This is a genomic window from Amycolatopsis pigmentata (genome assembly GCF_042684065.1).
Lineage (GTDB): Bacteria > Actinomycetota > Actinomycetes > Mycobacteriales > Pseudonocardiaceae > Amycolatopsis_E > Amycolatopsis_E pigmentata.
The window spans coordinates 1255399-1276510 of sequence record NZ_JBHUKR010000004.1 but is presented as its reverse complement, the minus strand read 5'-3'; the positions used below and the strand labels follow the sequence as shown (position 1 = coordinate 1276510).

The 21112-nt window shown below is 70.8% G+C and carries 20 protein-coding genes; 15 read left to right on the top strand and 5 right to left on the bottom strand.

Going from position 1 to position 21112, the window contains the following annotated elements:
• Positions 1 to 9: 9 nt before the first annotated feature.
• The 5 genes from ACFSXZ_RS07580 (at position 10) to ACFSXZ_RS07560 (ending at position 4020) form a co-directional block, all read left to right on the top strand.
• Positions 10 to 654, top strand: coding sequence for a riboflavin synthase (locus tag ACFSXZ_RS07580; protein WP_378262662.1), 645 nt, complete (start codon positions 10 to 12; stop codon positions 652 to 654).
• 79 nt (positions 655 to 733) lie between these two features.
• On the top strand, positions 734 to 2032 hold the full coding sequence (locus tag ACFSXZ_RS07575) for a bifunctional 3,4-dihydroxy-2-butanone-4-phosphate synthase/GTP cyclohydrolase II (RefSeq protein WP_378262660.1): 1299 nt from the start codon (positions 734 to 736) through the stop codon (positions 2030 to 2032).
• Positions 2033 to 2079: 47 nt separating this feature from the next.
• Positions 2080 to 2586: a 6,7-dimethyl-8-ribityllumazine synthase gene (gene ribH, locus ACFSXZ_RS07570; RefSeq protein ID WP_378262658.1), complete on the top strand. Its 507-nt coding sequence runs from the start codon at positions 2080 to 2082 to the stop codon at positions 2584 to 2586.
• Positions 2583 to 3032 (top strand): PH domain-containing protein, encoded by a 450-nt coding sequence (locus ACFSXZ_RS07565; RefSeq protein WP_378262656.1) that lies wholly within the window; start codon positions 2583 to 2585, stop codon positions 3030 to 3032. The genes ribH and ACFSXZ_RS07565 overlap by 4 nt, the downstream gene beginning before the upstream one ends.
• A 223-nt stretch (positions 3033 to 3255) precedes the next feature.
• Positions 3256 to 4020, top strand: a complete 765-nt coding sequence (locus ACFSXZ_RS07560; protein ID WP_378262653.1) for an SDR family NAD(P)-dependent oxidoreductase — start codon at positions 3256 to 3258, stop codon at positions 4018 to 4020.
• A 5-nt stretch (positions 4021 to 4025) separates the two neighbouring features.
• Here ACFSXZ_RS07560 and ACFSXZ_RS07555 read toward each other — a convergent pair whose 3' ends face one another.
• Positions 4026 to 4805, bottom strand: coding sequence for an exodeoxyribonuclease III (locus ACFSXZ_RS07555; RefSeq protein WP_378262651.1), 780 nt, complete (start codon positions 4803 to 4805; stop codon positions 4026 to 4028).
• Between the two features lie 128 nt (positions 4806 to 4933).
• On the opposite strand from ACFSXZ_RS07555, the gene ACFSXZ_RS07550 reads away from it, so the two are divergent.
• From ACFSXZ_RS07550 to whiA, 6 genes are read left to right on the top strand one after another with little or no spacing between them, the layout of a single operon-like run.
• The gene (locus tag ACFSXZ_RS07550; protein ID WP_378262795.1) at positions 4934 to 5191 is read left to right on the top strand and encodes a type II toxin-antitoxin system Phd/YefM family antitoxin; all 258 of its coding nucleotides are present in this window, start codon (positions 4934 to 4936) and stop codon (positions 5189 to 5191) included.
• Positions 5179 to 5583, top strand: coding sequence for a PIN domain-containing protein (locus ACFSXZ_RS07545; protein ID WP_378262649.1), 405 nt, complete (start codon positions 5179 to 5181; stop codon positions 5581 to 5583). Before ACFSXZ_RS07550 ends, ACFSXZ_RS07545 begins: the two co-directional genes overlap by 13 nt.
• Before the next feature lie 57 nt (positions 5584 to 5640).
• Positions 5641 to 7590, top strand: a complete 1950-nt coding sequence (gene uvrC / locus ACFSXZ_RS07540) for an excinuclease ABC subunit UvrC (RefSeq protein ID WP_378262647.1) — start codon at positions 5641 to 5643, stop codon at positions 7588 to 7590.
• 32 nt (positions 7591 to 7622) lie between these two features.
• Positions 7623 to 8504 (top strand): RNase adapter RapZ, encoded by an 882-nt coding sequence (gene rapZ, locus ACFSXZ_RS07535; protein ID WP_378262645.1) that lies wholly within the window; start codon positions 7623 to 7625, stop codon positions 8502 to 8504.
• 14 nt (positions 8505 to 8518) lie between these two features.
• On the top strand, positions 8519 to 9487 hold the full coding sequence (locus tag ACFSXZ_RS07530) for a gluconeogenesis factor YvcK family protein (protein ID WP_378262793.1): 969 nt from the start codon (positions 8519 to 8521) through the stop codon (positions 9485 to 9487).
• The gene (whiA, locus tag ACFSXZ_RS07525) at positions 9487 to 10473 is read left to right on the top strand and encodes a DNA-binding protein WhiA (protein ID WP_378262643.1); all 987 of its coding nucleotides are present in this window, start codon (positions 9487 to 9489) and stop codon (positions 10471 to 10473) included. The genes ACFSXZ_RS07530 and whiA overlap by 1 nt, the downstream gene beginning before the upstream one ends.
• A gap of 51 nt (positions 10474 to 10524) precedes the next feature.
• Here the strand turns inward: whiA and ACFSXZ_RS07520 are convergent, their stop codons facing one another.
• Entirely contained in the window at positions 10525 to 10815 is a 291-nt protein-coding gene (locus tag ACFSXZ_RS07520) for an antibiotic biosynthesis monooxygenase family protein (RefSeq protein ID WP_378262641.1), read from the bottom strand.
• Positions 10816 to 11161: 346 nt separating this feature from the next.
• On the opposite strand from ACFSXZ_RS07520, the gene ACFSXZ_RS07515 reads away from it, so the two are divergent.
• A complete protein-coding gene (locus ACFSXZ_RS07515; protein WP_378262639.1) occupies positions 11162 to 12145 on the top strand; it encodes a glucosyl-3-phosphoglycerate synthase in 984 nt (327 codons plus the stop codon).
• Between the two features lie 9 nt (positions 12146 to 12154).
• Here ACFSXZ_RS07515 and ACFSXZ_RS07510 read toward each other — a convergent pair whose 3' ends face one another.
• A complete protein-coding gene (locus tag ACFSXZ_RS07510) occupies positions 12155 to 12592 on the bottom strand; it encodes a PPOX class F420-dependent oxidoreductase (protein ID WP_378262637.1) in 438 nt (145 codons plus the stop codon).
• A 92-nt stretch (positions 12593 to 12684) separates the two neighbouring features.
• On the opposite strand from ACFSXZ_RS07510, the gene ACFSXZ_RS07505 reads away from it, so the two are divergent.
• From ACFSXZ_RS07505 to ACFSXZ_RS07495, 3 genes are all read left to right on the top strand, one after another.
• Positions 12685 to 14178 (top strand): hypothetical protein, encoded by a 1494-nt coding sequence (locus tag ACFSXZ_RS07505; protein ID WP_378262635.1) that lies wholly within the window; start codon positions 12685 to 12687, stop codon positions 14176 to 14178.
• A gap of 141 nt (positions 14179 to 14319) precedes the next feature.
• Positions 14320 to 15105 (top strand): hypothetical protein, encoded by a 786-nt coding sequence (locus ACFSXZ_RS07500; RefSeq protein ID WP_378262633.1) that lies wholly within the window; start codon positions 14320 to 14322, stop codon positions 15103 to 15105.
• Between the two features lie 10 nt (positions 15106 to 15115).
• Entirely contained in the window at positions 15116 to 19546 is a 4431-nt protein-coding gene (locus ACFSXZ_RS07495) for a hypothetical protein (protein WP_378262631.1), read from the top strand.
• 50 nt (positions 19547 to 19596) lie between these two features.
• On the opposite strand, the gene ACFSXZ_RS07490 is transcribed toward ACFSXZ_RS07495, so the two are convergent.
• Entirely contained in the window at positions 19597 to 20265 is a 669-nt protein-coding gene (locus ACFSXZ_RS07490) for a hypothetical protein (RefSeq protein WP_378262629.1), read from the bottom strand.
• A gap of 139 nt (positions 20266 to 20404) precedes the next feature.
• The gene (locus ACFSXZ_RS07485) at positions 20405 to 21049 is read right to left on the bottom strand and encodes a LysE family translocator (RefSeq protein WP_378262627.1); all 645 of its coding nucleotides are present in this window, start codon (positions 21047 to 21049) and stop codon (positions 20405 to 20407) included.
• Positions 21050 to 21112 lie beyond the last annotated feature (63 nt).

The following is a 21112-nucleotide window of genomic DNA, read 5'->3' as shown; positions in this document are numbered from 1 at the left end:
GAGGCGGACGTGTTCACCGGGATCGTGGAGGAACTCGGGGAGATCACCCGGGTCGAGCAGACGCCCGGCGCCGTCCGGCTGACCGTGCGTGGCCCCGTGGTCACCTCCGACGCCCGGCACGGCGATTCGATCGCGGTGAGCGGCGTGTGCCTCACCGTGGTGGAGGTCGGCAAGGACGAGTTCACCGTGGACGTGGTGGACGAGACACTGGCCCGGTCACGGCTGGCCAAGGTCGCGGTGGGCGACCGGGTCAACCTCGAACGTGCCGCCGCGGTGGGCGACCGCCTCGGCGGCCACATCGTGCAGGGGCACGTCGACGGGACTGGCACCCTCCTCTCCCGCACCGCGGACGGCCTGACCCGGTTCACGCTGCCGGAGACACTGGCCCGGTACGTGGTCGAGAAGGGGTCGATCACGGTCGACGGGATCTCGCTGACGGTGGCGAGTGTGACCAACGACGAGTTCACGGTGGCCCTCATCCCGACCACACTGGAGTTGACGACGCTGGGCCGCGCGGAACCGGGCGATCTGGTCAATCTCGAGGTCGATGTGATCGCCAAGCACGTCGAGAAGCTGACCGGGCCTTACCGGGCACACTTCGCGGACCCCGCGGCGCACAATGGACCCAGGGGCGGCACGGAGGAGGGCGCATGACACGCCTGGTACCGGCTCGCGGCCCCGGCAGCGCGGGCGGGCCGGCTACGGCCTTCCCGCGGAACTCAGGAGGGCGCGCGTGACGACAGGGACACCATGCGGGGCCGGCGTTCCGCTGGACATCGCGGGAATCGAACGCGCGATAGCGGACATCGCCGCCGGACGGCCGGTGGTCGTGGTCGACGACGAAGACCGTGAGAACGAAGGTGACCTGATCTTCGCCGCGGAGAAGGCCACGCCCGAAATGGTGGCCTTCATGGTCCGGTACACCTCCGGTTACATCTGCGTGCCGCTCACCGAGTCCGACTGCGACCGGCTCGACCTTCCGCCGATGTACCACACGAACCAGGACGTGCGCGGCACCGCCTACACGGTCACCGTCGACGCCGCGGACGGCGTCACCACCGGGATCTCGGCCGCCGACCGCGCGCACACCATCCGGTTGCTGGCCGACCCGAAGTCACAGGCACCGGACTTCCGCCGTCCCGGTCACGTGGTCCCCTTGCGCGCGAAGGAAGGTGGCGTCCTGCGCCGTCCGGGGCACACCGAGGCCGCGGTGGACCTGGCCCGCCTCGCCGGCCTCCAGCCCGCCGGGGTGCTGTGCGAAATCGTGTCCCAGAAGGACGAAGGGGACATGGCGCGGCGCGACGAACTCGAGGTCTTCGCCGCCGACCACGACCTGCAGATGATCACGATCGCCGACCTGATCGCCTACCGGCGCCGCACCGAGAGGCAGGTCGAACGTGTCGCCGAGGCGCGGATCCCGTTGGCGCAGGGGACTTTCCGCGCGATCGGCTACGACAGCCTGCTCGACGGGATCGAGCACATCGCGTTCGTCTACGGTGAGGTCGGCTCCGGTGAGGACATCCTGGTCCGGGTCCACTCCGAGTGCCTGACCGGTGACGTGTTCGGCTCGTTGCGCTGCGACTGCGGACCGCAACTGGAGGCCGCGCTGGCGACGGTGGCCGCCGAGGGGCGCGGGATCGTGCTCTACATCCGCGGGCACGAGGGCCGCGGGATCGGGCTGCTGCACAAGCTCCAGGCGTACCAGCTCCAGGACGACGGCGCGGACACCGTGGACGCCAACCTCGCGCTGGGCGTGCCCGCCGACGCGCGCGACTACGGCACGGGCGCGCAGATCCTGTGCGATCTCGGCGTGCGGTCGATGCGGCTGCTGACCAACAACCCCGCCAAACGCGTCGGGCTGGAGGGCTACGGCCTGCGCGTGACGGGCCGCGTCCCGCTGCCGATCTCGCCGAACCCCGAAAATCTGCGGTATCTGCGTACCAAACGTGACCGGATGGGACACGATCTGTCCCAGCTGGAAGACTTCGACCAGGTGGGCGCCGACCTCCGCAACGGCGACGGGGCACAGTGAGAGCCTGAAATCGAGCCGCGAGGCCGCGGAAAAGAGGGAGACAGACCTTGAGTGGTGAGGGACGGCCCGACGTCGAGCTCGACCTCAGTGAATGTGAGGGGCTCAAGCTCGCGATCGTCGCGACCCGGTGGCATCGCGAGATCACCGACGCGCTGGTGGAGTCCGCTCTGGCCACCGCTCGCGAGGCGAAGCTCACCGAGGAACCCACCGTGGTGCGGGTCGCGGGGGCGGTCGAACTGCCGGTCGTGGCGCAGGCGCTGGCCCGCGGCCACGATGCCGTGGTCGCGCTCGGTGTGGTGGTCCGCGGCGGCACCCCGCATTTCGAGTACGTGTGCGATGCGGTCACCGCGGGGCTGACCCGGGTCGCGCTCGACGAGGGGACCCCGATCGGCAACGGCGTGCTCACCTGCGACACCGAGGAGCAGGCGCTGGACAGGGCCGGGCTGCCGGAGTCCCGGGAGGACAAGGGCCGTGAGGCGGTGCTGGCCGCGCTGGACACCGCGCACGTGCTGCGGTCGCTGCGCCAGCCGTGGACGGAGAAGGGATTCGTGTGACGGAGACCGATGAGATCGTGGTGATCCGGCCGTGGCGCACGAGGTGGGTTTCGTCCGTGGTGGCCGTGGTGCTGATCGTGGTCTTCGCCGTGGTTTCGGTGCTGCTGCGCTCCTCGAACACCGGCGTGATCTTCCGGCTTTCCGACCAGATCGCGATGATGGGCGTGGGGGTGGTCCTGGCGGCCGCGGCGCTGCTGTTCGCCACCCCGCGCGTGCGCGCCGACGCGAACGGCGTCGAGGTGCGCAATGTCCTCGTGGGCCGCAAGTTCGCCTGGGAGGAGGTGCTGTCGGTGAGCTTCCCCGACGGTGCTTCCTTCGCCCGGCTCGAACTCCCCGAGGACGAGTACTACGGGGTCCTCGCGATTCAGGCGTTCGACCGGGAGCGTGCGGTGGAGTCCGTGCGCGCGCTGCGGAGGCTGCACAAGCAAGCGCGGGCGGGACGGTGACGCCCCTTGTGGCAACCCGCGGCAGTCAAGGTGACCAGAACGCGCGCGGTCTTTTCCCGGTGTTGTGTGGGGGGCACCTCCCCCCACACAACACGCTGGGGGCAAGCCCCCAGAGCCCCTCATCGGGGCGGCAGGGCGCCCGGCTTGGTGGCGTAACCCGAACTGCGGGGGAGCGCCCTGTCGACACGATCGCGGTCGCGCGCAGACTCGCGGAGGAACAGCGGTGAGTTTTCCGGTCGAGCGGACCGCGATCGTGACCGGCGGCGGTTCGCCGCGCGGGATCGGACGGGCGACGGCGGACCTGCTGGCCGCCCAGGGCTGGCATGTCGCGGTGCTCGACATCGACGGCGCGGGAGCGGAAGAGACCGCGGCCTCACTGACGGAGCGGCATGGTGTCGCCTCGCTCGGGCTGGCCATGGACATCGCCCGGCCCGAGGAGATCGAGGCCGCCGTCTCCCGCGTGGAAGCCGAACTGCCGCAGGTCGTCGGGCTGGCGAACGTGGCGGGCGTCCCGTCGCCGGTGCCGTTCTTCGAGCTCGACCTCGCCGAGTGGGACCGGGTGTTCGCGATCGACATCCGGGGCCTGTTCGTGCTCACGCAGCGGGTCACCCGCACGATGGTGGCGAACGGGATCGGCCGCGTGGTGAGCGTTTCGTCGGTTTCGGCGCAGCGCGGCGGCGGGATCTACAGCCGGGTGTCGTACTCGGCCGCCAAGGCCGCGGTGCTCGGGTTCACCCGGGCGCTGGCGCGGGAGATCGGCGAGCACGGCGTGACGGTGAACGCGGTGGCGCCGGGCCCGATCGACACCGACATCATGGGCGGCACGCTGAGCGAGGAACGCAAACGCGAACTGGTCACCGCCCTGCCCGCCGGACGGGTCGGCACGCCGCGCGACGTGGCCGCCACCATCGCGTTCCTGATGGGTCCCGACGCCGGTTACATCACCGGTGCCACCTACAACGTCGACGGCGGCCTGCACATTTTCTGACGGGGTCAGAGCGTGAAGTCGACGACGACCGGGGCGTGGTCGGACGCGCCCTTGCCTTTGCGTGCCTCGCGATCCACGTAGGCGTCGTCGACCGCGCCCGCGAACTTCGCGTCGCCGTAGACCAGGTCGATGCGCATCCCGTTGTTGTGGGGAAAGGCGAGTTGCCGGTAGTCCCAGTAGGTGTAGGGCCGGTCGTATTTCAGGGCCCTCGGGACGATGTCGGACAGTCCGGCACTTCGCAATGCCGCGAGGGCTTCCCGTTCGGGGCCGGTCACGTGCGTGGACTCGGCGAAGCGGCTGATGTCCCACACGTCGTCGTCGGTGGGCGCGATGTTGAAGTCCCCGAGCACGGCGAACGCCCGTTCCTTCGACGACTCCGCGGCGACCGTCGCGCGCAGCGCTTCCAGCCACCGCAGCTTGTATTCGTAGTGCGGGTGACCGGGCTCGCGGCCGTTCGGCACGTACACCGACCAGACGCGCAGCCCGTCACAGGTCGCCCCGATCGCGCGAGGCTCGGAAACGCCGGAATAGCCGGGCTCGTCGATCAGGCCACGGCTCACGTCGGCCAGTCCCACCCGGGACAGGATCGCCACTCCGTTCCAGCGGCCCACGCCGTAGGCGGCGGTCTCGTAGCCGAGTTCGCCGATCTCATCCTGCGGGAACCCGTCGGTGGCGCACTTGAGTTCCTGCAGGCACAACACGTCCGGCTGGGCGGAACCGAGCCACGCCAGCAGGCGGGGAAGCCGCGCCGCGACCGAGTTGACGTTCCAGGTGGCGATCCGCATGGTGCCGAGAATGCTACCGCGACCCGCCGCGCCCACGAGGGCGACACAGACGGACGCCCCCACCGGCACAGAGGTCGCGTCCGCCACACTGCTCGTCAGTAATCTGATATTCTGAATCCGTGCGTGAGATGTCGGCTTCAGAGGCGTCACGGAACTTCTCGGCCGTGCTTGATGCTGCGGAGCACGGCGAAACCATTGTCGTGCACCGGGGCGGCCGGAGGGTGGCTCTCATCGCACCGGCTCCGCGCGCGAACGGGAAGGCACTGTTGGACGTGTTCGAGCGCTGGCGAGGTCGCGACGAACTCGATGAGGCTTTCGCGGAGAACGTGGCCAAGGCGCGTGCCGCCACTGAGGGGGATTTGGACTCGGACCCGTGGCTCGACTGATTCTTGACACGGGGGTTCTGGTCGCGGCTTTGCGAGGACGACTGGATTTCGGCGGTTTCTTCGACAGCGACGACGTAGCGCTTCCCGCGGTCGTGATCGCCGAATATCTTGCCGGCGTACATCTCGATAAGGACGACGGACGCGCCGCCGCTCAACGCGGGTTCCTGGAGGATGTGCTCGCCGTTGTTCCTGTGGAGGACTACACCCCTGAGGTCGCGCGACATCACGCGGTCCTGCTGGCGGAGGTGACCCGGCTCGGCGCGCCACGGGGCACACTCGATCTGATCATCGCCGCTACAGCCAGGGCAACGGGCAGGGTCCTCGTCACCACCGACGGCCGGGCGCGGTTCGGTGATCTCCCCGGTGTCGACGCGCGGGTCCTACCGCGCTGACCGGTGGTCCGGCCAGGGGCGTGCGAAAGCGTCGGAGGGTAGCCATAGGCTTGCGATGTGGCTGACCCGTCCACCTACCGTCCCTCGCCGGGGAGCATCCCGGACGCCCCCGGCGTGTACAAGTTCCGCGACGCCGGGCACCGGGTCGTCTACGTCGGCAAGGCGAAGAGCCTGCGCAGCAGGCTGAACTCCTACTTCGCCGACCTCTCCGGCCTGCATCCCCGCACGCGCCAGATGGTGACCACCGCGGCCAGTGTCGAGTGGACGGTGGTCTCCACGGAGGTCGAGGCGCTCCAGCTCGAATACAACTGGATCAAGGAGTTCGACCCGCGGTTCAACGTCCGCTACCGCGACGACAAGTCCTATCCGGTGCTCGCGGTGACCCTGTACGAGGAGTTCCCCCGGCCGCACGTCTATCGCGGTCCGCGGCGCAAGGGCGTCCGCTACTTCGGCCCGTACGCCCATGCCTGGGCCATCCGCGAGACCCTTGACCTGCTGCTCCGGGTCTTTCCCGCCCGCACCTGCTCCAACGGCGTGTTCCGGCGGCACACCCAGATCGGGCGCCCGTGCCTGCTCGGTTACATCGACAAGTGCTCGGCTCCGTGTGTGGGCCGGGTGAGCGCCGAAGAGCACCGCCGCATCGTCGACGACTTCTGCGACTTCCTCGCCGGCCGCACCGATGTCATGGTCCGCAGGCTCGAGAAGGAGATGGCCGAAGCGTCGGAGCAGCTGGAGTTCGAGAGGGCGGCGAGGCTGCGGGACGACATCGGGGCGCTGCGGCGCGCGATGGAGAAGCAGGCGGTGGTGCTCGGTGACGGCACCGACGCCGATGTCGTCGCCTTCGCCCACGACGAACTGGAAGCGGCCGTGCAGGTGTTCCATGTGCGGGGCGGCCGGGTCCGGGGCCAGCGGGGCTGGGTGATCGACAAGGTCGAGGAGATGGGCGTCGCGGCCTTGGTCGACCAGTTCCTCACGCAGTTCTACGGTGAGCAGGCGGAGCTGGCCGCGCAGAGCCCGGACGACGCTTCGCCGGTACCGCGTGAGGTGCTGGTGCCGGAACTGCCCGCGGACGCCGCCGCGCTGACCGAGTGGCTGTCGGAACTGCGTGGTTCCCGCGTCGGGCTCCGGGTGCCGCAGCGCGGGGACAAGCGAGCGCTTGCCGAAACGGTGCAGCGCAACGCCGAGGAGGCCTTCGCCCAGCACAAGCTTCGCCGCGCCGGTGACCTCACCGCGCGGTCGGCCGCGTTGAGTGAGTTGCAGGAGCACCTCGGCCTGGATTCGGCACCGCTGCGCATCGAGTGCGTGGACATCAGCCACATCCAGGGCAGTGACGTGGTCGCCTCGCTGGTGGTGTTCGAAGACGGGGTGCCCCGCAAGGCCGAATACCGCCGCTTCGCGCTGCGGGAGGCGGCCACCGAGGGCGACGTGGCCGCCATCGCGGAGGTGGTGCGGCGCCGGTTCGCGCGCCACCTCAAGGAAAACGGAGCGGCGAACGGGGCGGCCGAGGGCGAGCGCCCGGGCATCGACCCGGAGACCGGCCGGCCGCGCAAGTTCGCCTACCCGCCGAACCTGCTGGTGGTGGACGGCGCCGGGCCGCAGGCCACGGCCGCCGCCGACGTGCTGGCCGAACTCGGCATCACCGATGTCGCGGTGGCCGGGCTGGCGAAGCGGCTGGAAGAGGTGTGGCTTCCCGCGGACGAGGACCCGGTCATCCTGCCGCGCACCTCGGAGGCGCTGTACCTGTTGCAGCGGGTCCGCGACGAGGCACACCGGTTCGCGATCCGCTACCACCGCGAGAAGCGTTCGAAGCGTGTGCAATCCTCCGCGCTGGACGGCGTGCCGGGCCTGGGCCAGGCCCGCAAGACCGCGCTGATCAAGCATTTCGGCTCGGTGAAGAGGCTGAAGCAGGCCGGGGTGGACGAAATCGCGCAGGTGCCGGGGATCGGCAGGCGGACCGCCGAGGTGATCCACACCACCTTGGCGGGCGGGAGTGACGCCGACCGGTGAGGGGCCGGCCGGCAGGAAGCAGGGGAGAAGGTATGGAGGACGAGCGGAGCTCGGGGATCCAGGTCGCGGTCGTCACCGGGTTGTCCGGGGCAGGCCGCAGCACCGCCGCCAAATGCCTGGAGGACCTGGGCTGGTTCGTGGTGGACAACCTGCCGCCCGAGCTGATCGCGACCATGGTCGAACTCGGCGCGCAGGCCCGGGGCGCGATCACGAAGGTGGCGGTGGTGATGGACGTCCGTTCCCGGGCGTTCACCGACGACCTGGCCTCGGTGATCAAGGACCTCGACGCCCGGGGCTACAAACCGCGCGTGCTGTTCCTGGAGGCCACCGACGCGGTGCTGGTACGCCGGTTCGAGCAGGTCCGGCGTGGTCACCCGATGCAGGGCGACGGCAGGCTGGCCGACGGCATCACGGCCGAGCGCGCGCTGCTGGCGCCGCTGCGGGAGGAGGCCGATCTGGTGCTGGAGACGTCCTCGTTGTCGGTGCACGACCTGCGCGCGAAGATCGAGGACGCCTTCGGGTCCGATTCGGCCACCCAGACGCGGGTGACCGTGCTGTCCTTCGGGTACAAGTACGGTCTGCCGATGGACGCCGATCTGGTGATGGACGTGCGGTTCCTGCCGAACCCCTTCTGGATCCCGGAGTTGCGCGAGCACACCGGCCTCGACGCCGAGGTGCGCAACTACGTGTTGTCCCAGGAGGGCGCGGAGGAGTTCCTCGACCGCTACCACCAGTTGCTGCGGTTGATCGGCGCCGGCTACAAGCGGGAAGGAAAGCGCTATCTGACCATGGCGGTCGGCTGCACCGGCGGGAAGCACCGCAGTGTGGCCATCTCCGAGGAACTGGCGCGGCTTTTGTCCAATGAGGACGGTATGGCGGTGAAGGTGATCCACCGGGATCTGGGCCGCGAGTGACGGCCGCGAGACCATTGCGCGCCGTCGCGCTCGGGGGCGGTCACGGACTGCACGCCACGCTCACCGCGTTGCGGCGGGTCACCCCGGACGTCACCGCGGTCGTGACCGTCGCCGACGACGGCGGATCGTCCGGCCGCCTGCGCCGCGAACTCGGGTTGCTGCCTCCGGGGGATCTCCGGCAGGCACTGGCCGCGCTCGCCGCCGAGGAGGACGGCGGTTCGCTGTGGGCCGAGGTGTTCCAGCACCGCTTCGGCGGCAACGGCGCGCTCACCGGTCACGCGGTGGGCAACCTGCTGCTCGCCGGCCTGTTCGAAGTGCTCGGCGATCCGGTCGCCGCGCTCGACGAGGCCCGCAAGCTGATCGGCGTGTCCGGCCGCGTGCTGCCGATGTCGACCGAACCACTGGAGATCGAGGCGCAGGTGGCCGGGCTGAGCGACGACGGCGCGGTGCGCACGATCCGGGGCCAGGTCGCCGTCGCCACCACGCCCGGCCAGGTGGAGCGGATCGAACTGCGTGCCCCCGGACGGTCCGGCGGGGTGCCGAAGGCCTGCGCGGAGGCGCTCGCCGCGGTCGCCGGGGCCGATGCCGTCTTTCTCGGGCCGGGATCGTGGTTCACCAGCGTGCTGCCGCACCTTCTGGTTCCCGAACTGCACGACGCGCTGGTGCGCACCGAAGCGGTCAAGATCGTCATTCTCAATCTTGTTCCCCAGCCCGGGGAGACGGCGGGTTTCTCGCCTGAGAGGCACCTGGACGTACTCTTCCAGCACGCGCCCGGGCTGAAGGTGGACGCCGTGATCGCGGATCGCGGCTCGGTGGCCGTGCCGGCCCGGCTGGCGGACGCGGCCGCCGGTCTGGGAGCGCGGGCACTGTTCGGCCGGGTGGCTGACCCGAACGTGGCGGGTTCGCACGATCCGGATGCGCTCGCGGCCTGCGTGCGGGAGGCTCTCGATGCGATCGGGCGCCGGAAAGGGAGGAGGGGCTGATGGCGATGACCGCGGCCGTCAAGGACGAGCTCAGCCGGTTGCAGATCAGCAAGATCGGGCCGCGCCGCGCCGAGGTCGCGTCGATGCTGCGGTTCGCGGGGGGACTGCACATCGTCGGAGGCCGGGTCGTGGTGGAGGCCGAACTGGACACCGGTTCGGTCGCGCGGCGGCTGCGCAAGGAGATCCAGGAGCTCTACGGCCATCATTCGGACGTGCACGTGCTCTCCGCCGGGGGGCTGCGGAAGACCACGCGCTACCTCGTCCGGGTGGTCAAGGACGGGGAGGGGCTGGCCCGCCAGACCGGCCTGATCGACCAGCGGGGCCGTCCGGTGCGGGGCCTGCCCGCCGCCGTCGTCTCCGGCGGGGTCGCCGACGCCGAAGCGGCGTGGCGGGGCGCGTTCCTGGCGCACGGCTCGCTCACCGAGCCCGGGCGGTCCTCGTCACTGGAGGTCACCTGCCCGGGGCCGGAGGCGGCGCTGGCGCTGGTCGGCGCGGCCCGCAGGCTGGGCATCCAGGCGAAGTCCCGCGAGGTGCGCGGAGCCGACCGCGTGGTGGTCCGCGACGGCGACGCGATCGGCGCGCTGCTGACCCGGCTCGGCGCGCACACGAGCGTGCTCCAGTGGGAGGAGCGCCGGATGCGCCGGGAGGTCCGGGCCACGGCGAACCGGCTGGCCAACTTCGACGACGCGAACCTCCGCCGGTCGGCGCGGGCGGCGGTGGCCGCGGCCGCGCGGGTCGAGCGCGCGATGGAGATCCTCGGCGACACCGCGCCGGACCACCTGCTGGCGGCGGGCAAGCTGCGCCTGGCCAACCGCCAGGCGTCGTTGGAGGAGCTCGGCCAGCTCTCCGACCCGCCGATGACCAAGGACGCGGTCGCCGGCCGGATCCGTCGCCTGCTGGCGATGGCCGACAAACGCGCCGGCGAGGCCGGCATCCCCGACACCGAGTCCGCGGTCACGCCCGACATGCTGGAGGAAGAAGCCTGACACCCTTGTGCCGGTCCGCGGTTGTCGAGGCGGGGCCTTGGCCGGTGAGCTTCAGGGAGCCTGGAGGGCCACCTCGAAGATCTCGGCCACCGGAGACTCGATGCCGGCTTCCGCTTTGACGTGCGCACGCGCCGATGCGTTAGTCGCCTCGAGCCGGCGCAAGTCTTCCTTGGTCTCCCAGAACGAGATCAACAGTGCCTTCCCGTTGTCGCGGTCGATGAGGGAGTAGAAGCCTCTCAAACCAGGGGGCCGGGGCGTTGCCGCAACCTGCTCGCGGGCCAGCGTCGTCAGCTCGTCGAGCTTCTCGGCCGGATGATGGAAAGTCTGAACGCGTGCGAACACAAGACCCCCTTCTGCCACTGCCTCCTGACCAGACCTGAGCGTCTCCTGCCGAGGCCGACCAGCCAATCCGCGCTCCGCTTCGCGTGCGCTCGCCGAAGGCTGTCCGCGAGAGGCTTTGAGGGGTGGTCTCCGACACCGGTGGGTTTGCACCGTCCCCGGTTAGGGTGACGATGTGCAGCCGGTGTTACGGCGCGGCGGCCGTCAGGCCCGAGCCGTAACCCAGCGGTTTCACGGGAGCGCGCCCGGCGGAAACCGGGCCCACGGAGCCTGGAATCCAGCCGGTCCGGTTCGGGGAAGGGGAATGGCCGTGCCTCACCACAGGACGAACGACAGCGGAAACCCGGGGATGTCCTCCATCGTGGACAGTTGGCTTCCGCGGCGCAGCAGCCGCGCGGAGGACTGGCGCGTGGACGACCTTCTGGCGGCCAAGGGCGTCACGCGAGTGAGCGTCGTCATCCCGGCGCGCAACGAAGAAGAGACGGTCGGCGACATCGTCCGTGCCATCCGGCGTGACCTGGTCGAGTCCCTGCCCCTGGTCGACGAACTCGTCGTGGTCGACTCACGGTCTGAAGACGCGACCGCCCGCGTCGCGACGGAAGCCGGTGCCACGGTGGTGGCCCAGGACGCGGTGCTGCCCATGCTGCCCGGCTTGCCAGGGAAGGGCGAAGCGCTGTGGAAGGGGCTCGCGTCGACCACCGGGGACGTGGTCGTCTTCGTCGACGGTGATCTTTACGACTTCACCAGTTCCTACGTCACCGGACTGCTCGGCCCCCTGCTCAGCGACGAGACGGTCGGTTACGTCAAGGGTTTCTACCACCGGCCGCTGGTGAGCGCGACGGCCACGGACGCCGACGGCGGTGGCCGGGTGACCGAACTGGTGGCACGACCGTTGCTGAACCTGTACTGGCCGGAGCTGGCCGGGTTCGTCCAGCCGCTGGCCGGCGAGTACGCGGGGCGGCGGGAGGTGCTGGAGAGCATCCCGTTCGTGGTCAACTACGGGGTGGAGATCGGTCACCTGATCGACATCGTCGAGTCCCGGGGCCTGGACGCCCTGGCCCAGGTCGATCTCGGCAAGCGCACCCACCGGCACCAGGACACGCACGCGCTCGGCCGCATGTCCGGGCAGATCATGCTCACCGTGTTCGATCGCCTGGAGCGTTACGGACGGCTCGTCGCCGCCCAGCCCCCCGCCACGCTGCTCGCCCAGTTCCGCCGGGGCGAGTCCGGCCACGGAGTGGCGCGCGAGATGGTGACCACGGACCTCGTCTGCCACCAGCGTCCGCCGTTGTCGAGTCTGCGGGCCGCCGACGGGCTTCGCGAAACGGCCTGAGCCCTCGGATCAGTGGGCGAGGTCGGCGACGGCGATCACCTTGGTGATCTTCGCGCGGACCAGGTACTCCCCGGGCACGGCGTTGCGCTTGCCGAAGGCTTCGGCCTTGGCCTCGCCCATGTAACGGGCACCGATCGCGGTCGCGTAGGACAGCATCTCGTCGATGTCGGTGTGCAGGACGGCTTCGGCGGTGAACTGGACGAAGGAGTAGGGCGGCGTCTGGTCGTCGACGGTCAGGGAGAGGCGGGGGTCACGGCGCAGTGCCCGGCCTTTGACCGTGTCCATCCCGGTGTTGAAGACCAGTTCGTCGCCGTCGGTGTTCTCGTTCAGGATGAACCAGACGGGCGTCACGTGCGGAGCGCCGTCGGCGCGCACGACCGCCAGTTTGCCGGTCCGGGTGCCCTCGCTGGCGAAGTCCCACCATTCGTCCCTGCTCATCTCGCGCATGCGCAGACCGTAGTGCATCACCACCACCACTCCGGGTGAAGCGCCGAGCCGCCCGGGCGGTGGCCCGATGACAACGGCTAGTCTGGGCCGCTGTGCGGGACGTGGACCTGATCAGGGGCGGGGCGGTGGACGAAGGCCTGACCCGGCGGCTGAAGGCACTCGCCTGCACGGCACCGTTGCACGACCTCGACGCCCGCAAGGCGAAACTGGACTGGGCCGACGCGACGGTCTACCAGATGGCGGAGATCGCGCTGCACACCATCGACCAGGTCACCATCGCGATGGATTTCGACACCGGTGCCGGCCACGACGACGTCGTGCGCCGTCTCCAGCCCTTCATCGCCGCGCAGGCACCGGACCGCCCGGCGGCGGAGCACCTGCGGGTGGCGCGCTGGGTGCTGGACAACCTGATCAACGTGGGCACCGCCGACCGGGGATTCCGCCGGGTCTACGGCAGCGTCGACGCCTCGGGTGTCTACCGGCGCCGGGCCTTCGACTTCAAGCTGCTCGTCGAACTGGCGGCGCCCGACGGCGAGGTCTACCTGCGCGCCAGCGACGAGGCGATCAACGTGCTGGTCGGTGCGCTGGACACGGACGTCACCTCGGCCCAGATCGCGGCCGAGGTCAAGCTGGAGAACCTGATCAGCCGGGGCCGTCTCGCGGACGCGAAGCTGGCCGCCGAACAGGCCCGCTACCGGACCGTGCAGTACGGCGAGACCTTGCGCGCCAAGCTGGACGCGACCCGGCGGGACGTCCGCGCGGTGGACTGGGCCGAGGAGATGCCCGAACTGCTGGATTCGGCGCTGTCCCACATCGAGGCCAGGTTCCGGGCCGAGAACGCGATCCTGCGCAACATCACCAAGGCCCGTGACGAAGCCGAGGACCCGGTCCACAAGCGCCGCGCGGCCGAACTGGTCGACATCGTCAGCGACTGCGTCAGCCGTCACACCCAGCTTCAGGCACGGCTCCAGGCGGCGGGCGCGATCTTCCGTGCCGAACAGGACCGGCAGCAGTTCTCCGGGCCGCCGCGCCGGGCCACCGTCGACATCTTCGGGCAGGTGCTGATGCCCGTGCTCGACCTGCCGCTGGCGGACGCGGTCGCCCCGGTGGAGCACTTCTTCCACGCGGCCGCCGGGCTCGACGTGCCCGCCGTTCCGTCGTTGCCCTCGCTGGTCTCCCTGCTGTTGCGCCCGGCGCCGGAGCGCGACCGGCTGGTCGGCGAGGTGCCCGAACCCGAACTCGTTCCGGCGGAGACCGTGGGAGCCTTCACCGACGAGCAGTGGCGGCGCGCGGACGATCTGCTGGACCTGCCGGAGGTGCCGCGGCGGTTGTCGGGCCTGCTCGCCGAGGCCCGTGACCTCGACCCCACTCTGGCGCGGCTGGTCGCGCTGCGGGCGGTGCACTCGTACAGTCCGGAGATCGGCGCGGCCGTCCGGCAGGGGGACGACCGCGTGCTGGTCGGCGTGGACGACGGCACGGTGCTGCGGGACGAGGAGTTCTCGGGCGCCGATCTGCTCCTCGTGACCGCGAAGATCGAGAGAGGGACGGGGGGAGACACCCATGCCGAGTCGCGGCAACCACGGTGACCAGGCACGCGCGCGCCCGCCGATAGGCCCGCTGGCGGGGCGGCGGGGCGCCCATACTGTGCAGGTGACGAGTGCTCGTGGAGAGCGCCCTGTCGACACGGTCGCGGTCGCGCGCAACCTCGCGGAAAAGGCGGGGGAGTCATGAGTGGGGACGCGGAGGCCGCCGCGCGGCTGATCTCCTTCGGCCTGCGGCCGAAGCAGGTGCCGGGGCGGGACGTGGTGTACGCGGACCTGGTCCGCCGCTACACCGAAGACAGCGCTTTCAAGCAGCTCGCCCACTCGATCGCCGCGGGACTGGGGCTGATGGTGCTGGACGTGAGCACGCGGGCGGGCGCGGTGCTGGCGGCCGTGGACGAGTCCGTCTTCGAGATCAAAATGGACGGTTACGCGCGCCAGAGCAAGATCCGGGAGCGCCGCGAAACGGAGAAGGTGCTGCACGGGCTGGTCCACCTGGCGACCGCGGCGCTCGGCTACCCGCGCCCGGACGACCTCGCCGACGACACCTACATCGGCCGGGTCAGTGTGGAGCAGGTCGACGGCGTCGTCCGGGAGGCGTGCCGGATCCTCGACGAGCGGGCCGCGAAGGCCGGGACGAACAACGACCCGGCCACCGACGCGCCCGAACTCGAGCAGGCGTGGCGGGCCTACGCGCGCCGCCCGGCGGCGGCCGCGACCAAGGACGGCAGGCTGGCCGCCGACACCACCCGTGGCATGGTCGCCCGCGCGTTGCGTTTCCTTTCCGAGCAAGGGTTCCTGGTTCAGGTGAACACCGAGCAGGGCGGCACCTACCGGACCACTCCGCGCTATCAGGTGCAGGTACGCGAACTGGCGGCGGACAGCGCGTTCGCGGAACTGTCCGCGCTCGGCGTCCTCGCCGTCGGCGACGGTGCCGGCACCCTCCGTCCGTCCATTTCGGACACTCTCTGACGGGAGTCGCATGTACGAGCTTTCCCGCGTGCGCCTGCATTCGGTCGGTCCGGCCGGCGCGCGATACCAGGACGTGCTGCTGGACTTCAGCGGTGCCGGGCCACTGGTGCGGGCGCCGTCCCAGGACCCGTTGTTCGCCGCGGGGATCCACGCGGCGCCGGGGGAACTGCCACGCCGCCCGTCGCCGGCGAGCGTGCTGTTCCTGGAGAACGGCGGCGGGAAGTCGGTGCTGATCAAGCTGATCTTCTCGGTGATGCTGCCGGGACGGCGGCAGGTCGTGGGCACGACGAACACCCGCGTGCTGGAGAAGTTCGTGGGCGCCAAGGATGTCGCGCAGGTGGTCCTGGAGTGGCAGCACACCGAGACCGGGCAGCGCGTCATCACCGGCAAGGTGTCGGAGTGGCGCGGGCACGTGGTCTCCGGCGATCCGGCGAACCTGATCGACTCGTGGTTCTGCTTCCGTCCCACCGGAAAACTCGGCCTCGACTCGCTGCCGTTCACCGCCGAGGACAGGCTGCTGACGATGTCGGCCTTCCAGGACCGCCTCGAGCAGGCGCACCGGGCCGAGCCGGAGCTGGAGTTGTCGTGGACCCGGCGTCATCACGAGTGGACCGAACGTCTCGACGCGCTGGGACTGGACACCGAGCTCTTCCGGTACCAGCGCGCGATGAACGCGGGCGAGGGCGAGGCGGCGGACGCCTTCGCCTTCACCTCCGACGAAGCCTTCGTCGATTTCCTGCTCAAGGCCGTCATCGCCGAGGACGACCCGCGTGATCTCGCCGATGTCGTGCGGACCTACGCGGACAACCTCGGCCAGCGCGGCGAGTTGATGACCGAACGCGATTTCGTGGCCGGTGCGCTGGATCTGCTCGCGCCGCTGTCGGACGAAGAGTCACTGGCGGCCGCGTCACGGAAGCTCGCGGGCCGCGCCCGGGAGGAGTTGCGGTCCTTCGCGGGTTCGGTGATCGCCCGGCACCGGTTGGAATCGGAGCGGTTGGACGCCTTGGCGGTGCAGGCCGACGACGCCCGCGAAACCGAGAAACTCGCCGAAGGCGACCATCAACGACTCGCCGCCGTCGTGACCGAACTCCGGCGCGTCGTGGCCGGGTTGCGCGTGGAAGCCGCGACGGAGGCCAAGGAAGGCCTGGACGGCGAACTGGCCGCGGCCCGGGCTACCGCCGAAGCCTGGCGCGAAACCACCACCGTGCTGGCGCACGTCCAGGCGAGGAGGAAGGCGGACGGGATCCGCGCGCTGGTGGGGGAGCGGGAACAGACCGCGAAACCGGCCCTGGAAGCGAAGAACACGGCGGCGAACGCCTTCGCGCGCGGCCTGCTGGCCCTCGCGCGGGAAGCAGGAGACCAGGCCGAAGCGGCCGAAGCGAAGGCGGTCGCGGCACGTGACGCGGCCGGCGCGGCCCAGGACGACCACGACCGGGCGACCGGTGCCGCGGCGAAGCACCGCGCGGAACAGGCACAACTGAGCGCCCGCGTCGACGAAGTCAGGGCCGAGATCGCCGGAGCGGTCCGGGAAGGTCTTCTCGACGACGGCACCCAGGTCGTGGCCGCGGCCCAGGAAGCGCGGACCCGCACCGAAAACGCGGCACGGGAGATCGCCGCGCGGGAGGCCGAACTGGAGTCGGTGGCCGAGGAACACGCCGAGGCGCAGGCGAGCGCGCACGCCGTCGGCCGCCGCGTCGCCGAGGCACGCGACCGCGCCGACCGGGCGGCGGCGGAACTGGCGAAGGCGCATCGGCGCACCGACCGCTTGGCCACCCACCCGCGCCTGCTGGAACTGCTCGGCGGCGACTCGGTCCAGCCGGAGACCGACACTCCGGCGCTGCTGAGCCGCTTGCGCGAGGCCAAGGCGGCCGCGGAACGGGAACAAACCGCCCTCCGTATGGAGGAATCAGCGGACGAGCGTGCGCTGGCCGCGCTCGGCAGCGGTGGCCTGCTGCCCGCGCCGGCCGAGGTGCAGGCGGCGCTCGACGTCCTGGAGCGGGCCGGTATCACCGCGTGGTCCGGCTGGCGGTATTTGTCCACAATGGACGCCGCTGAGCGTGAGCGGGTGCTGACCCGCCTGCCCCATCTCGTCGGCGGGGTCCTGCTCAACGACGCGGCCCAGCTGCCCAGGGCCAGGAAGGCGCTGGCGGAGGCCACGTTGCTGCCCAGCGTCGTGCTGCCGGTCGGGGTCAAGGACGCCGTGCTCGGTGCCGACTCCGCGCCCGGCGTCGAGTTCCTCGTGCCGCCCAACCCGGCGATGTATGACGAAGAAGCCGCCGACACCGAGCGTCAGGCGATCCTCGCGCGGCATGCCCGGCGCCGCAAACACCTCGAAGCGCTCGCCACCGCCATCGGTGACGACGCGGCCTTGGAGTGGAAGCTGGCCGCCTGGCGCGAGGACTACCCGCCCGGAGCGCTCGCCGGACTGGCCGAGGACGCCGAGGCCACGGCTTCCGCGCTCGCCGAGTGCGAAAGCGCGGCCGAAACCGCCGAGCGTGAACTCGCCGATCTCGCCACACGGCAGTCGAGGCTGCGAGAAGTCATCCCGCCGCTGCGCACGGCGGTGCGGCTTGCCGAGGAGCGGGCGAGGAAACTGGACGCGCTGGGCGAGCGGGTCGCGAAGATTCCCCAGTGGACGGAAGAGGCCGAACGGTCGGGTGGTCTGGCCGAACGTGCCGAAGAAGAAGCAAGCCGCTCGGCGTCCCGGGCCGCCCGGTTGCGTGAGGAGGCGGCCGAAAAGCAACGCACCGCGGACGGGCACCGCCGCACGGCCAGCACGGCGCTGGCCGAACTCGCCGAGATTCCCGGCGCGGGATCGGTGTCCGAAAAGGACCCCGCGCCCACGGACCCGATCGAGGCGTTGCGGCGGGCCTATGCCGCGGCGGCCGACGCCTACGCGAAAGTAGAGGTCGGAAGCGACCTTCGCGCCGAACTGGACCAGGCCGAAGGCGCCGAGTCCGCGGCGACGGCGGCCGTGGAGACGCTCGGTGCGGACATCCGTGAGCGGGCCGCGCGGCTGCTGGAGACCCCGGACGGCGCGGACGCCGCGGCGCGCGCGGCCGCACAGGGACGTGCCGGACGGGCCGTCGCCGCGCTGGAGGCCGAGCACACCGAGGCGATCGGGCATCTCGCCACCTGCAAGGCCGAACTCGCGCAGCTGCCGAAGCAGGCGGTGCCACTGGAGACCCGGCCGCGCGACATCGAGCACGGCCACGAGCTGATCGAAGAGGCGGCCGTGCAGGTCAGCGCCGCCACCCGGGCGTGGGAGGAGGCCCAGGCGCGCCGTGCCGAAGCCGAGCGGGTACTCCAGTCCGCGAACACCTCCGCCGCGGGCTTCCGGCTGCTCGCCGACTCGGCCGTCGCGGGGGGCCACGACGGGGACGAGCAGGAGCCGCCGTTCGACGGTGATGTCGAGACCGCGCAGGCCCGGTATCGCAAGCTGGCCACGACGCTGGCCGACGCCGACTCGGCGGTGGAGGAAGCGGAAAAGCGGGTACGGGCGGCCGCCGACGCGCTCGCCCAGTACGCGACCGGCAAGCGTTTCGAGAAGCTGTCGAGCCCGGTCCGCCGTCAGATCGTTTCCGTGCGCCGCGACAGCCTTCCGGCACGCGCGGGGGAGTGGGCGGCGGCGCTGCGTCCCCGGCTGCGGACGCTCACCGGGGACCTGGCGCAGATCGAGCGGCACCGGTCCGGAATCGTGGCGCGGCTGCAGGGCATGGTGGAGAGCGCACTGCGGTTGCTCCGGTCCGCGCAGCGGCTCTCCCGCCTGCCCGACGGGCTCGGGGACTGGTCGGGCCAGGAGTTTCTGCGCATCCGGTTCGCCGACCCGGAGGAGCCCGCGCTGACCGAGGCGCTCGGCCAGGTGATCGACGAGGCCGCGGTGGGACGGACCGGTGACGGCCGGGAGGTCAAGCGGGACGGCATGTCCCTCGTGCTGCGGGGCGTCCGGGCCGCGGTGCCGAAGGGATTCCGGGTCGACATGCTCAAGCCCGACTCGGTGCTGCGAACCGAACGGCAGCGTGTCTCGGAGATCCGCGACGTGTTCTCCGGCGGTCAGCAGCTCACCGCCGCCATCATCCTGTACTGCACGCTGGCCGCGTTGCGGGCCAACAACCGGGGCAAGCTGCGGAACCGGCATTCCGGGGTGCTGTTCCTGGACAACCCGATCGGCCGCGCCTCCGCCGGATACCTGCTGGAACTGCAACGGGTGGTCGCCGGGGCGCTCGGGGTGCAGCTGATCTACACCACGGGCCTGTTCGACGCGGGCGCGCTGGCCGAGTTCCCGCTCATCGTCCGGCTGCGCAACGACGCCGACCTCCGGGCGGGCCGCAAGTACCTGTCGGTCGACGAGACCATCCGTGCCCCGTTGGAGGATCTGGGCGCCGACGACGGGCCAGCCCGCCTTTCGGCGGTCCGCCTGTTCCGCAGGCCGGGTTCCTGAAAGCGCTTTCGCGCCGGGCACGGGAAGGCGTGCCCGGCAGCGACCGCGCGTCATTCGCCGGTCTTGTCACCGCCCTTGGTCACGCACTTGCTCGGGTCGGCGCGCAGGCACAACTTGCCACCGGCCACGCGCAGGCCGACATCGTCGATGGCGGTCACCCAGTTCGACGCGATCGCCTTCTGCGCCTGGGCAAGGGAGACGAGGTCCGAGCACACGGCGTCGTTGAGCTTGTTCTCCACCGCGTCCTTCGCGTTGGGGATCGAGCCGGGTTCGACCCACAGGTTGCGCGGATCGTCGGGCGCGCCGCCGAGTTCGAGGCTGACGAGATGGTCGTACTCGCCTTTCTCGTCCGCGCCGATGCCGTAGGAGCGCGCCGACTCCGTCTTCATGCGGCCGGTGCGCGAGGTCGGCGGACGGACCGTTTTCGTCCAGCCGGACTTGCAGATCGTCGAGTCGATGTTCGCCTGGGTCACATCGGGATTGATCGCCCCCGGCGTGCAGGCCGGATCGGGCATCGGCTGCCCGTCGCGGCTGCCGACCTTGCACGTGCCGGGCGCGGGCATGGGCGCGTTGGGGTTGCCGGCGGGCAGGCTCCCCGCGGTGGCGACGGCGGTCGAGGTACCGGCGGCGGCCTTCCCCGGGTCAGGAGGTTTACAGGCGGAAGTCGTGGTCAGGGCGAGCAGAGCCGCCGCCGTGGCGGCGATCGTCAGGCGGTTCATGGTTCTCCGTGGGGACGGGGAGGGATGCGCGTCCATCGTGCTTGATCACGGAAAAACGCGAAAGCCTCTCACCTGGGAAATCTCGTGCCCAGCGGGCTTTCCCACACCGGAAGCCGCGAAGAACGAGATAACCGCCGGTTCAGTCCTTACGGCCGCTCAGCGCCAGTCCGGCACCGAGGCCGATCATGACCAGGCCACCCGTGCCGCCGATGAACTCGAGCCTGCGCGGAGAACGGGCGAACCAGGCTCGCGCGCCGCCCGCGGCGAGCGCCCACGCGCTGTCGGAGAAGAGCGCGACCACGGGGATGCTCACGCCGAGCAGCATGATCTGGACCGGAACCCACCCGGTGGGATAGCTCACGAACTGGGGCAGCACGGCGGCCAGGAACACGATCGACTTCGGGTTCGCGAAACCGACCACGAAACCGTCCCGCAGCACCGAAAGCGTGCGTCCCGGCGACGCCGGGACGGCCGCGGAGAACGCTTCGGAAAGCCTGCGCCGGTGCCGGAACGCCTGCACGCCCAGGTAAACCAGGTACGCGGCACCGGCGAGCTTGACCGCCGTGAACACGGTGGCCGACGTTCGCACGAGCGCGCCCATGCCGAACGCGACCGCGACCACCTGGGTATAGACACCCGCCGCGTTGCCCAGCACGGTGAGCAACGCGTCCCGCCGCCCGACGGTCAGCGCGCGGCTGATGGTGAAGAGCACGCTCGGTCCCGGTACCACCACCATGACGAAGACCAGCGCGGCGAACGCGGCGAAACGACCCGGCGAGACCACGAAGGCCAGCGTAGGCGCGAATTCCGCGTCGTGCGAGCAAGTTTCGCCGGAGTGGGTACCCGG